At 42.8% G+C, this 12,910-nt stretch carries 8 protein-coding genes; 3 read left to right on the top strand and 5 right to left on the bottom strand.

From position 1 onward, the window contains the following. The 3 genes from ACF2G4_RS00980 to ACF2G4_RS00990 all read right to left on the bottom strand — a co-directional run bounded on the left by ACF2G4_RS00980 (position 1) and on the right by ACF2G4_RS00990 (position 5,296). Positions 1–3,303, bottom strand: coding sequence for an STY4851/ECs_5259 family protein (locus tag ACF2G4_RS00980; protein WP_409075343.1), 3,303 nt, complete (start codon positions 3,301–3,303; stop codon positions 1–3). Positions 3,304–3,666: 363 nt separating this feature from the next. Then, a complete protein-coding gene (locus ACF2G4_RS00985; protein ID WP_409075344.1) occupies positions 3,667–4,539 on the bottom strand; it encodes a hypothetical protein in 873 nt (290 codons plus the stop codon). Further along, positions 4,529–5,296 carry a HipA family kinase gene (locus tag ACF2G4_RS00990; protein ID WP_409075345.1) on the bottom strand — a complete coding sequence of 256 codons (768 nt, stop codon included), beginning with the start codon at positions 5,294–5,296 and terminating at the stop codon, positions 4,529–4,531. The genes ACF2G4_RS00985 and ACF2G4_RS00990 overlap by 11 nt, the downstream gene beginning before the upstream one ends. Before the next feature lie 353 nt (positions 5,297–5,649). Between ACF2G4_RS00990 and ACF2G4_RS00995 the strand changes: the two genes are divergently transcribed. The 3 genes from ACF2G4_RS00995 to ACF2G4_RS01005 are packed head-to-tail and all read left to right on the top strand — an operon-like array spanning position 5,650 to position 11,538. Continuing rightward, complete coding sequence (locus ACF2G4_RS00995; protein ID WP_409075346.1) at positions 5,650–7,032, top strand: hypothetical protein; 1,383 nt, start codon at positions 5,650–5,652, stop codon at positions 7,030–7,032. Next, positions 7,029–8,939: a hypothetical protein gene (locus tag ACF2G4_RS01000; RefSeq protein WP_409075347.1), complete on the top strand. Its 1,911-nt coding sequence runs from the start codon at positions 7,029–7,031 to the stop codon at positions 8,937–8,939. Before ACF2G4_RS00995 ends, ACF2G4_RS01000 begins: the two co-directional genes overlap by 4 nt. Next, a complete protein-coding gene (locus ACF2G4_RS01005; RefSeq protein WP_409075922.1) occupies positions 8,929–11,538 on the top strand; it encodes a DEAD/DEAH box helicase in 2,610 nt (869 codons plus the stop codon). The genes ACF2G4_RS01000 and ACF2G4_RS01005 overlap by 11 nt, the downstream gene beginning before the upstream one ends. A 107-nt stretch (positions 11,539–11,645) precedes the next feature. On the opposite strand, the gene ACF2G4_RS01010 is transcribed toward ACF2G4_RS01005, so the two are convergent. Both ACF2G4_RS01010 and ACF2G4_RS01015 read right to left on the bottom strand, forming a co-directional pair. Then, positions 11,646–12,293 (bottom strand): inovirus Gp2 family protein, encoded by a 648-nt coding sequence (locus ACF2G4_RS01010; protein WP_409075348.1) that lies wholly within the window; start codon positions 12,291–12,293, stop codon positions 11,646–11,648. Between the two features lie 201 nt (positions 12,294–12,494). Continuing rightward, entirely contained in the window at positions 12,495–12,689 is a 195-nt protein-coding gene (locus ACF2G4_RS01015; protein ID WP_409075349.1) for a helix-turn-helix transcriptional regulator, read from the bottom strand. Between the last annotated feature and the right edge of the window lie 221 nt (positions 12,690–12,910).

Genomic DNA, 12,910 nt, shown 5'->3' on the forward strand with positions numbered 1-12,910 from the left:
TTATTTTTCGGCAACATTACGCAATAAGCTGTATTGGAAAATGGCGTTAAACCAACGCGAATCAAAATCTCTGACTTGTCTTAAGAAAAAAACGGCACCTGGCTCATTGCCAAAAACACTTTCAAATGTTGTTTTTCCACTGGCAACAGCAGCAGAAAATATGGGTAACCAGGCAACGGAATAGCGGTATTCTGCATCGGGAGAAACATCAATTGCGTGGTCTGTTTGCGACAGGATCCAGTTATAAAGACGAGAACCACCATATTCAGGCCAACGTGATTCACTATGCTCACGCAGAAGATCCTGATACCAATTCTGAATAATTTCTCTCATCATCGAATGAGGTATTGGACGTGGTTGTTTACCTAAATTTAACCACTCCTGAACTTCATTGGCATAGGTAGGAAAAATAGTCCCCAATTGCTGAAACATTTTATTCAGCAATTTTTTCTGCATTTCTTCTGGCGCACCTTTATGGGTCAGGAAGGCCCTAAATCTTTCTGCTGCACCTTTAATCTCAAAAATGGGTAAAAACTCCCAGAAAATAGGAAATTCATTTTCAATGCGGCTGAGATATTCAACAGACATTTCAAATTTAAACAGCGACATTGCCAGAGCTTGTGGATGTTGAACAAGCGCTCGCCATACTTCGAAGGTAGCCAGAGGTAAATATCCGTACTGCTCATATAGGCTTCGCAGGAACTGCCAGCCTGAATGCGCTGGGCTACTAGCCATTTGGTCGAGAACCAAGGTGATGGTATTCACGTCTGACCGAGGGTTAAAAAGCTGTGTCGCTTTTTGCATAGATTGGATGGCGTTAACTTCAGCTTGTAATGGTGGTTCGCCGCGAATAAAACATGGTCGAAATGCGGTTTCTTCACCTTTTCCAGGAACTACCAGCCAGGGGCCATTCTTCTGTATTACTGAACTCAGCTCAAATTCACCAACAGGTACACCCTCGCTCATTCGTGAAGTGAGAGAAACAGGTTTTCTTTCAGGCTCGCTTAGCAGCATGATGACTGGTGATGGGATCTGCCCGGAGCGAGTAGTCACTGAGTTGCTAAAAAGAACCTGCCTTTCATAATCGTAGTTAAGGCTGTATTTATATCGTCGAATTTGCCAGGTATGTATGCTCCCAGCGCCATCTATACGCATTTCCACAACTTGGTCAATGCCAGTTTCCAGAGAGAGTAAGTTCTCAATATGTTCTCTTAGACTATACAAATTGAGTTCAACCGGACGTTCGCCTGCGGTATAACGCCATTCATGCCACGCCTGCAGTTTCGCTCTGGACATTAAGCGTAGTTCAAGGCGGAATCTTGCTGGCTCGCCATTTCGTCCAAAGAGGAATGCTCTGGTCCCCAACAGATCATTAATAGTTATATTCTTAGATAGGAGTTGGCCATTAACATCTAGAACCAGACAGCCTTTAGTCGGGAAAGGTAGAATAATTTCAATGGGATTACCTGCAAGATTAGGCGTCACCTGTAATACTACAGAGGTTGGTGGCACTCCCTCCGCTTTAATCATTATTTCCGTTTTATTTACTGATTTTCTACGTCCAACTTCGAGATCTTTATCTTTTAATCTATACAAACAAGGGTGTTGGGTAGAAATAATTATTACACCCTCGTTTGCCTGTTCTCTGCTTTTAATTTCTAGTTGAAAATCTGAAGGTAAAATCCCTACTTTTCGGCGTAATAATGTTTCATTATCTTCATTTCTAATTGAAATATAGTGCGCCCCCATCGTTTCATGTAAATCACATCGATCAATATTTTTACCGCTCAGGAACCGTTCGTAACGAATACTTTGTACCGCGGGAAACTTGTGAATGACTTTGGGTATACCGAAAAATGTTTCATAGGGGCTGCATAACCAAGTTAACTGATTTCCCTGTAAAGCTAAATCAGGGTGTTTAATTTGTTCCCGACCGGTTCGAATTCGATATGTTTCGTCACCTTCAAAAATGACGTCCTGATGCCCTTTTATCAACAAAGCAGGGAGTCCAAGCGCCCGAATATCAGAAGAACAATCGTCATGATTCGAAGCCAGATGGCCTTCTGCAGGAAGAATGATGAGTACATCACTGTTACGCACGCTACAAGAAGCCTGACCTGCTAATAACCAGCGATCCTCGTCATGCACAAATGTTAAAGGAATATCTCCAATCGCAATTTCTCCTCCATCCAATTTGATAGCACCGACAATGATGCCCCCGGCTCGTGCTACCAGCGATAAGCTTGCTGTTGGCTGTTGTCTTACAAAACGTATTTCACTCTTGCGAAGCCTCACTGTAGCCTGCATTTTCTCAAGCCTGGCATACGCGGGCCCCAGACTGGCTACTTCTTCACCATTTTCATAAACAGCAAGTTCAAAACGAGTCGTTGATGGCTCACTAGAAATAGCAAACGTTAATTCATTAGGAAGGAAAATATGTGCCTGAATTTCATCAGGATGTTGTTCTGACCAATAAAAATTACAGCCAGTTGTTTTATTTTTTTTTTGTAATCGAGGTTTAGTTTCAACAGTGGCTGTACGTAAAAGGCTATTAAGGAAACTGGTGCCAGTTTCATCATCTAAGGGCATCGGGAAGCTATCCCGCCATTTAGGATGAACACGGTCAAGTGCTTTGACGGGCTCTGAATGATTACTGAGGTCGTATGCTTCAACAAGTGAAATAAGCTGATCAGCCATCCGACCAATAAGCTCAACTGATGTGTCTTCCTTAAATACAATTGGAAGCATCGACTTATCGACAACTGTTTGTACTAAAGCTAAAGCTGAATAGCCTAACGATTGGGATTGGTCGTACTGATTAAGAATTCTAGAAAAAACAGAGTGGAAACGACTATCCGATTCTTTCAATAGCTTGAATGGCAGACCTCCCTCGCTGAACAAAGATCCTAAAAAGTTGCGTCGTTCTGAGTCATAAAAGCGAATAGGGCGTCTCCAGTAGTCTTCAAGACCTTTCGGTACCATGAGACTCAGCTCCGGAGCAGATAGAGATATACCAAGAGCTTTATAGATAGGATCCCAACTCCATCCATGAATTCTCTCATAATCTCTTCGGTACCATTCTGCGCTAAATAACGTAAAACAAGCAGCGTAGCCTTTATCGTTTTTAATACCTTCAGCTTGCCCTGCATCGCGGAGTAACCGTTTTAGTTCTTCATACTCTTCATTAGTTGTATGATACTCAAATAAAGGCCGGCTATCCGTTGTTTTTAATCCACGATGGTTTAGAAACTTAGTTAGCCAAGAAGTACACTTAATAAGATAAATGTATTCTGATCGACTCACAACAAACCTCTCATTAATTAGAATTTTGTTAAAAGTTCAGGAGTGCAACCAATTGAATTTTTAGTAAAAAAATCCTGCCAAATTAACACGTAAATCGGTGTTTCTATAGACTAGACCAGATTTTTTTCCCATGATTCGGTATGAGAAATCATGTGTCTGGTGAAAAAGCTGATTTGAAGAGATAGCTTACGTGTCATCTATCTACTGGTTTAAAATTTTTAGTGGATAAGGAGATTTTTCTATGTGCAAGACACCTCATTAGCCTAAAATTCCATAACATTAATGAATTTAAGTAGGTCTTCTAATTAATTTTCCCTCCCTAAGAGTAAGGTGGTTACTTAAAAATATGTCTAAGTTAAAAAATTAAGCTGCCATGTCAACGATAATTACTGCTGCGTCATATGCATTATTGACTGATTTAAAATTAATGTTTTCTTTTTGCGACAGTTCAGTTAATTCATCAATGTGATGGCGCATTGTGATGAGTGTTTTTGGCGGAATAGTAGGGTCTTCAAAGGAAGGGGTGCCAATAATAATATCCAAATTCTGAGGCTTTATAACCATCGCAGACCGAGACAGTGATTCAAGGTCATAAATTTTGGCTTTAATTGAATTAATTGATGCAGATAATCGACTTGGTACCATCAAACCGAAATTAGAAGCGTAAACATCATTGTAAAAGCCAAACTTTGTTTGAAGTTGAGTGTTGGAAAGTTGAATGCGTTTGCCAAAAAAATCTAACAATCTTGGTTCGATAGATCTGACTTCATCGAGGATTTTCGTGGCCCATTGTTCTGATTGTCTTTGATTGGAACGGTCTTCATCTTCGGACCGCTCCGCTTCTAGAGCTAACGTACCTAAGCTTGCCGTCATCCTGACAGCTTGTCTGAGAATACCTGACAGACTATCGTCTAACGCTTTCGAACTCCTGGCAACGCTAAAGCCAGAAACTGGAGAGCGCCATTCATTTAGATCATCGTTAGCGAATAGGTGTGCTTTTAGAGACGTTCTTATCCAAGTAATCATCTCTTTGATGGATTCAGATTTATAACCATAAATCGCTTCCAAAATGTCATCCCTTACTGACTGAATTATCTCTAGCTTTCCATCGAAACCTAAGGCGACGACGACAGCATTGATTCGCTCTCCAGAGCCAATTATTGGCTCAAAAGATATTGACCACCATCTTCCTGCATACGCAGGTTTTGGAGGAAACATGGAACGATCAATATTCATTAAACATGTCCATTTGTGAGATGCGTAAACGAGATCTTATCAGACTTTCGATTGATGGCAATCGGTTGGACAAGAAGGAAAGGATTTCCATAATCACATGCTCAGGAATATAGGATGACGAATGTGTTCTCTCCATTATTCTTTCAAGATTTAATGAGCGATACATCGGAGTAATGTCCTGTGAAGCTGTACGCATGTTGCGAAACTTCTCAATTTCTGATTTAACAGAATAAAGCGCTCTCAAAATGTTGTTATCGAGTGCAGGCTTGTCCGCTGGCATGCCCTGTGGCAGCGATAATCCGTGATCAATAAACATGAAATCACCACCACCGTCGTACAAAATATTTCCGATGTTGCGATCATGGTTAGCTATCCACTCGTCGAAAACACCTACATCGAGCGTGGCCTTAAAAGCTCCTAATTTTTCGAGTGCTTCTTCACAGTCGGCATAGCGCCTAAAGCTTGGGTATTCAGCATCTTCTGAACCAAACATCAATGCACTCTGCCCAGGCAATATAGTGTTCAACGATTCGCTATCAGCTAAAATAAGGAAAGGTTTGGGAATAGGAAGACCGACCTCTCGCCCTAAAATTGCACAGAAGGCTTCTACACAAATTTCTCTAGGATCAATAATTTTAGCGAACACAATAACTGTTTCATGATCAGTCCTGACATGTCCCTTCCAAGTTTGATTAACGTTGCTATCGCTAAAAGGTATGGCACCAGGTAAAAGGGTAGCTATCTCAATCGTGTCCATAGGAAGCTCTGAATGGGAATATCCTTTGATATTACACAGATAATCAGGTTGATTAAAGTATGTTTTATGAATAGTACTTATGTTCATAATGATAAGAAATATTTTTGTGTTTAAGGTGGGTTTAAACTCAAATAAACCTACAAAACAGCCCGAAATGGATTTGTTTTATTAATGGTTGCCACTAGCTAACTCAATACAGTTAACGTGTACTTAGCTGTGCTCGCAAACTGAGGCTAACAATTTTCCCATTAAAGCCGATAAATATCAGGAAGTGAGAAGCAGGTGGAAGGGCATGACTGATACACGATTAACGTGGTGTCAGCGCGCTAATTTTTCAAAATAGACTCAAAGAAATGCACATTGAAAATTTTTTAACTAGCTACGACGATTCACTGACTGGTGAGTTAAACATTGATCCGTTGGGGCTACTCGTCATTTGGTCCTCGTGGGGACAGGATATCTTTCACAGCCGCATAACATCTATTGCTAACGATGTGCGTCAGTACACCCTCAACCTGGTGCATCACAGTGTCATGCGTCAGCTGATGGATGATGATAAGCAACAAACTGCTGGTTTGATGAAAAGCCTATATCCAAAAAAGCACATGCGAGAATTCAAAGCTGCCTGCCTCATTCATCTTGAAAACATCTATATCTATTCAATGCTTGAAGCCGAAAAGCTGGGGGTCCTGCTGACGGGTGTACAGGGCATCAACAAAGCCCGGCTAAGGTGGGATGTCTCAGCACATAATCCACAGCTGATTTTTGGTCACGGTGTAGATAGCCAGCTCCTAACCAATCAGATGGCTCTCGGCACTAACGGGCGTTATAAATCGCCGATGATGAGTATGAAGTTTTTCACCGCTGACTATTGCTATAATTTACCTGGTAATCAGCATATTTGGCAGGAGACAAAAGCATTCATCGATAATGTTCCTCAACTCAAGAAATTACATGCCAAATCTTTTAGTTACCTCCAATCACTGATGCATGCATCGCACAACCGAGATCTAACCCCTCTCTATACCGTTATTCCCAAAGACCTCAAAAAAGCCTATGTGCAGGCTTTTCGAGATCCACAAATGGTTGGAGATTATTCTCGCGAGTTCTGGCTGGCTCGGACCGGGCTGAATAAGAATGCTGCTGGGGCACTCTATCGGGTAATGGAGAAGCATCGAACCGACAGTGCCGAGATGCCTGTATCCACAATTTTCGCCCTTGCTATGCAGGAGGCTGAAAAGATGTCGGACATAGACAACAATGAGCTGATGGTTCTTAAGCATATTCGTCAAGCAGAGCCATTCCTGTCACTGATTGATCTGATGTTTACTGGGTTGCGCCGTCAGAGTAGCCAGACGCTAACTGAGTTCAGTCAGTTTTGGAGAGAACACAGTCTGTCGGAGCAAGACCTCCCGAAAATGGCAGCGCAACTTCAGGCTGACAGTCAACTGGCTGACTCCCTCAGCGGCACGCCAAAAAAACGTTTTCAGCATCTACTCCGGCTTGCTGGTGCGTCAACTCTAAAAGAGCAAGTGCACGGCTTACTTGAATATCACAATGAACTGATGGCGATGCGTGGGCAGTTTTCTTGGCTGGCTATGGAAGGTGAATGTATTTTATTACAGGTGCCACCAGCGACAGTTGATGTAAGCCGACATAAAGGGGACTGGGTTAATAACTATTACTTGCCCCAGTTTCGGCACATGCTTAAAGGCTTATGGGGTAATACGGCATGAAGCTATTGGAAAAATTTAAGCAGCAGTTGGCCGGAATGGGGGAGCTAAAACACGTCTGGCTTACTACTTTTAATCTGGATATTGCTTTTGTTGAAAAAACGGTATTGCCCGCAATATTGAAAATGGATCCTCCTGTCAGCAGGATGGATTACGAAATACTTCAGCAAGCACTCACTGAAAGCGGCATTGATTTTCGCATCTACTGCGATCCGCGCATGGTAGCAAGAGAAAAGCCGAAACGAACTTCTATAAACATTTACCCAGTTTCAGTGCGCCAACTGGCGGAAGGGGATGCGCCGCACGCACATTACCTTGACGCTGAAAACAGCTTTTTTCACCCGAAGGTGTTCTACCTTGAAGACCATAATAAGAAAATTATTGTGGGCGCAGGAAGTGCAAATCTAACTCTTAGTGGTTGGGGCCGCAATCAGGAGTCTGTAGATTTTCGATTTATCTCAAGAAATGAGCAATACCAACAAGTTAAGCAATTTTTTATCCATATCGATAGCAGCCTAGCGAGTGATGAATTCTTTCCGGTAAGACGTAAATTCCATGGGGAAGATAACGAATGGTCTTTCATCCACAGCTTGAGTGGTCAAACACTGATGGAAGCCCTGGAAAAGGGCGAAGCTATAAAAACGCTTAGTGTCTGGTCTCCTTATCTTGCTGCAGACATGGCCGGATTTATTGTGAGTTTACTTGAACCGGAGCAATGTATCGAACTTGTGCCCGATCGGGTAAATGGATTCTATATTCGAACCCGTTGGGATAGAGCATTGCAAACGCTTATGGATGAAGGCCAACTGACTCTCTGCCATTCGCCGTTACCGCGCGATGAACGTGCGCCGATGACTCATGCCAAGCTCTGGTTAGGGCATACCGCAGCTGGCAAACACTTAGCAGTAGGTTCATGGAATTTCACCGCACAAGGTTGCTGTAGTTTGGATGAAAAAGGATGGAATGTTGAGGCGGGTATCGTGCATTCGGTGATGAGTAGTACCAAACTATGTGGACCTGCATGGCTTGAGGTTACTGAAAGTGATTTTGCTAGTGAGGCACAGCTGCAGGAAGAATATTTAAATGTAGTCGAGCTGCCACCTTGCGATATTAATATCATTTTCGACTGGACACATTGTGAGTATCTGATTAGTGGTAAATGGGTTGATGGCAGAGCGCAATCTAGCTATCAGCTCTTGCTACCCGGCATTAATAAACCCTGCGAGCTGTTATGGAAAAAGGATGGGGTATTAAAGTCGCCGAATAAATTGGTGGTGAGAAAGACAGATGCGCTACTGAATAATCCTTTCTATATCTTGCGTACTGCGGGTAAAAGCGACTGGCAGGGCATGATTAACGAAAAGGGCGTTGAACACCGGCGTGCGTTAAGTTTTGCATCTTTGGATGATTTACTTAACAGCTACCTAAGCGATGCAGATCCTGCTGTCAGTGAATACACCATTTTGCGTGGCAATGAGGCACAGGGCCAAACGCTGGGTGAGGGCGCAACTATTCCAGAGAGTACCTTTGAACCTTCCAGTTATTTCCGCTTGTTCCAGGCCATTCAGCGGCGTCGAGAGCGACTAATAGCTGAAGAGGACATTATTCAACTTCATCATCACCTGTTCAATGAACCTGGTTGTTTGTTGGAACTGGCAGAGTTTACCAGAGAGCACGCTGAGCAATCTAAGCAACTAATCTTTAACTGGTTCCTCACACAAGAGGTGAATAGTTTGGCGGTACTGGGCAAAAAACGCTTTAAGCATCTGCGGCGCGCGCCGGGTAAAGATCTTTCTGTTGCAGCTCATCAGTGGGAATCGTTACAGGTTAATACTCCAGAGCTGACCATGGATGCTGCAAGCGAGCGTTATCTTACTGCCATCAGGGAGGTTTGTGGCTATGGGGCTTAAATTAACTCCGTTAATAACTCCAAATGAAGTGGCTGAGCTAATAAATTTTAATGCTGTGGATCTAGGTTGGCATTACAAGCCAGAGGATACCAGCATGGCAGCTAAGCAAGCAGAAGGAGTTGCTGGTTTATGGAATCTGCTGAGCAAACGGCGACTGGCGTTGCTTGCAGATGAAGTCGGCATGGGAAAAACCTATCAAGCTATGGGGGTGATGTTGCGGTTATGGCTGGATAAACCCAAAGCACGTATTTTGGTGATGGCACCTAACCATACTCTTTGCAATAACTGGAAAACTGAGTTTGCCACATTCAGCCAAAAGCATTATCGCAAAGAGTTTCAGGCAAAAAATTACGAGCCACAAATTTATGGTCGACTGGTCGATCTAGCCGCTGCTGTACAAGAAAGGCCCCGCCCTTTCTACCTCACTACTATCCATGCACTGAGTGGCTTGGTTCCGCAAGACGAGAAAGAGGATGGTTACAATGCCGCTGCACGCTATGGCGCGCTCTACCGTCGGAAAATCAAACACGCCTTGGGAGGCGAATTTGATCTGATCATCGTCGATGAAGCGCACTATTTTCGTAACCGCCACGGAGACTCGCAGCGTGCCGCAGCGGCACAGGCTTTTTTTGGCAATAAGCAGGAACGTTTGGGAAGCAATGTACTGCTGCTGACGGCGACGCCGAATCACTCCTCCCCGCGTAATGTCTACGATATCTTCAGCTATTTTATTGAAATACCTGAGCCATATTCGAAGGATGATGTCCGTGGCCTAATGCAGGATTTTGCCATCCGACGTTTACGTAAAATGCAGGGACTAAGCAAATATGCTTACCGAAATGAGCGAGCTATCGCGACCAGCTTTTCCGGTCAGACGGATGCAGAGCTGTTCTTTGCACTCTATCAGAAGCAGCTGGTAACTGAGATGAGTAAACAGGGAACGGGCAGGCGCATGCTGTATGGTTATCTGGAAGGGTTCGAATCAACCGGCAGTAGAGTCACTGAATATAGCGATGAAGATGAGCAAATCCACAATGATTTTAATAAAGCCTTCGATTCCGAGCTTTTGAGTCACTTAACTCGGCAGTTTCAAGATATCTATCATCGCTTGCCCGATCACCCAAAGTATGACCAGTTAGTGAATGCCTGTATCAGTGATGATCCCTTCAAGCAGCGCAAACCTTTGTATAGCAGTAAGCATTTGGTGTTTGTGCGTCGTATTCCCTCTGTGCGTGAAATTACCCAACGTATCAATGCCCGTTATGACGAGATGATGGCGGAGCTGTTAATTAAAGTCTGGCAGCTACCTGATGAAGCGCTGAGAGAATGGCGTAAAACAGGTTGGAAACGCGAAAAGTTCATGGATCTTATTTCGACCCAAGTTAGCACTCGTTTATATCCAGATGAGCAAGCATTTGAACAGAGTGCGGAAGTTATAGCTGAAGATGCTAATGAAGAGAAGCTGTCGAGTAAGATTGCAGACTTGTTCGTGGTGAAGAGAACCGGTATGCGCAGCACTGATTGTAGCAATGTCAGCCTTCGATTCCGACGTTCTGAAAGTCTTTTTTCTCTTTTCCTCGAGCCCGCACGGGACGGTATCAACGCCTGCTATGTATACTACTACCGGCATGAGCACGGAATTCGAGAGCGCGACAGCTATGGCGATGCCGCACGTGATGCCCGAATCCCTTCACAGTCATCAGTAAAGCATGTTACTTACCAACAACCTTTGCCAACTGCCTGGGGTTTGATGTTCGAACTGCTCCCAGACTCTGCCAGGCAGCAGTTGAAGCGCTGGCGGAGTGAACCTAACGGTAAAAAGATTATAGAAAACTTTGCTCATTATTTGCGCACAGGCTATCTATTTGCCAGTCCGGTAATGATTGAGATTTATTGCTGGTTCACTGAATTTAATCGTGGGCCTCAAAAGAGTGACGTACAACAGCGTTACCTGCATTTTATAGAATGGATTATGCCAAAACTTGGCGGTTCTTTGATGCTGCGCTATTTTGCAGCCGCAATTGAAACCTTCGAAACGTTATGTGAGAAAATCGTTGGGCAACCACTTGATAACAGCGATTACACTTGGCGAGAGCTGAGCAGTCTCAGCAGCCCGGGAATGTATGCCAGTGGTCAGTCGTCTAATCGTGAACGTTTGATTCGCGGCTTCAACTCTCCCTTTTTCCCAAATGTACTGGTTGCCACCTCAGTATTACAAGAGGGGGTAAATCTCCATCTTGAGTGCTATCAGGTACATCATTACGGCATCGCCTGGACGCCCGGTGATAATGAACAGCGTAACGGGCGCGTGGATCGTTTGTTTGGGCGTGTTAATACAATGCTCAAAGAAAAAAGTGGAAAAGCTGAGATGATCATTAATTATCCTTATTTGGAAGGAACTTTTGATCAGGACCAACTTGCCTCTTTTATTCGCCATAAATATATCGTTGAAGAGAAGCTGGATAGCTGTGAATCGCAAGAGTTTGACAGCGAGATCGATCTTTATCAGGATACCCAAGGCTGGAAAAGCTGGCTACGACAGCCACATGAAAATAAATTTTTAGAAGATCCTTTCCCCGCAAAATTTGAACCAGAGTAAGTTTTGAGGAGTGGCAAACGTTGCCACTCAAACTCGCCATAAATTTCTACATCAAGATGCCCGAATAGCTTAACTCCTCAATTTATAAATGCTATCACAGGCGGCATTCAAAAATGATTTCGTATGCGACTACTACCAAATGTACGTTCTTGTTTGTTGTAGATTTTACTACGTTCCTTCGCAAAATAACTCAATCTTAACAATAGATCTTGGTATGTTTGATTAAAGTAATAATTATTTATATTCAAAATGTAAAGAGAATTGCCAGGAAAGTGTACAAGCGTTGAGTATTCTTGGTCACTATTGATAGATAGGGCACTACACCAAGCTTCTTGAATAAATGAACCCAAATTATTGCTTCTTCTTAGATTGCCTAAGTTAAAGAAAGTGTCATGATTGAAGTATAAAACTGCATGGTAGTGTGGCTTTCCTTCAGTGGTCCATTCTTTTACCCATGAGTAGTTAACTTTGCAATGGTAAACTCTCTTACCAGCTAACTTTTTTCTCCTCTGATAAGCTAATATTTTTGCATTTAATGACTCAATGAATCTCGAAAACACCCCCTGGCCCATGTTAGGTGAGTGTTGGATGCTGTCACCATTATCTAAATAATCTGGATATCTAAGGATTAAAATTACTGCTAAAGTTCTTGGGTGAAAGGTTAGTGCGAAATCCAAAGTTTGTTTTAACCTGTTTAGATAATGATTGTTATAGGGTGCGTAGACTGGATTAATAGGGTAGGCGTTGATTATCATTTAACATCCTCTTAAAAGGTTTAATGCTGAATCAGATTTATAGCAAATGGATGTTATTACGTTTAGGAGATCAGTCTTTGAGACTATTAAGTCAAATCTTTAATATTACAAAACCAACAATCGATAGGTGCAATTGTTGTCGTGTGATTGTGTTTTTTATTGTCTATTTATTAAATTATCACTCCGAAGTTAACAGGAGGGTTATCGTGACATTAAAATTTGTTTTGCTATCCATTCCTCTACTTCACTTTGAAGCCAACGTGACGATCGACCCATCTTTATTGGTTTGGGAAAGCGATCTTCCTGTATGAGTTTATAAAACCATTTATCAGTCATTCCTGAGTAAGATGTAATGAAAGCCATATCAACCATTTGGTCTTCGAGTAGGTTGCTCATGAGTATGATCCTGTATCAAACATTGGCAGGAGCAATGAGTTCAGTCTATGGAGATCAACCAACCTCATTGCAGTTCATCTCATTGGTCTGGCGTGTAAAAAAATACATGAATACAGCATGATTAGTGCTGGGTTTTATTTTTCTGACTCTAAATGATTCTTAGGTTGTTTGGAACGGCCTTTTCTGAAAGTGGATTTTATAGGGACGTATCAAGAAAAAAC

The sequence above is a fragment of the Pantoea phytostimulans genome (genome assembly GCF_046118715.1).
In the GTDB taxonomy this organism is placed as follows: Bacteria; Pseudomonadota; Gammaproteobacteria; order Enterobacterales; family Enterobacteriaceae; genus Pantoea; species Pantoea phytostimulans.

Coding starts and splice junctions, on each gene's coding strand:
- ACF2G4_RS00985 (WP_409075344.1), bottom strand. CDS start 4,539: ATGAATATTGATCGTTCCATGTTTCCTCCAAAACCTGCGTATGCAGGA.
- ACF2G4_RS00990 (WP_409075345.1), bottom strand. CDS start 5,296: ATGGACACGATTGAGATAGCTACCCTTTTACCTGGTGCCATACCTTTT.
- ACF2G4_RS00995 (WP_409075346.1), top strand. CDS start 5,650: ATGCACATTGAAAATTTTTTAACTAGCTACGACGATTCACTGACTGGT.
- ACF2G4_RS01000 (WP_409075347.1), top strand. CDS start 7,029: ATGAAGCTATTGGAAAAATTTAAGCAGCAGTTGGCCGGAATGGGGGAG.
- ACF2G4_RS01005 (WP_409075922.1), top strand. CDS start 8,929: ATGGGGCTTAAATTAACTCCGTTAATAACTCCAAATGAAGTGGCTGAG.
- ACF2G4_RS01010 (WP_409075348.1), bottom strand. CDS start 12,293: ATGATAATCAACGCCTACCCTATTAATCCAGTCTACGCACCCTATAAC.
- ACF2G4_RS01015 (WP_409075349.1), bottom strand. CDS start 12,689: ATGAGCAACCTACTCGAAGACCAAATGGTTGATATGGCTTTCATTACA.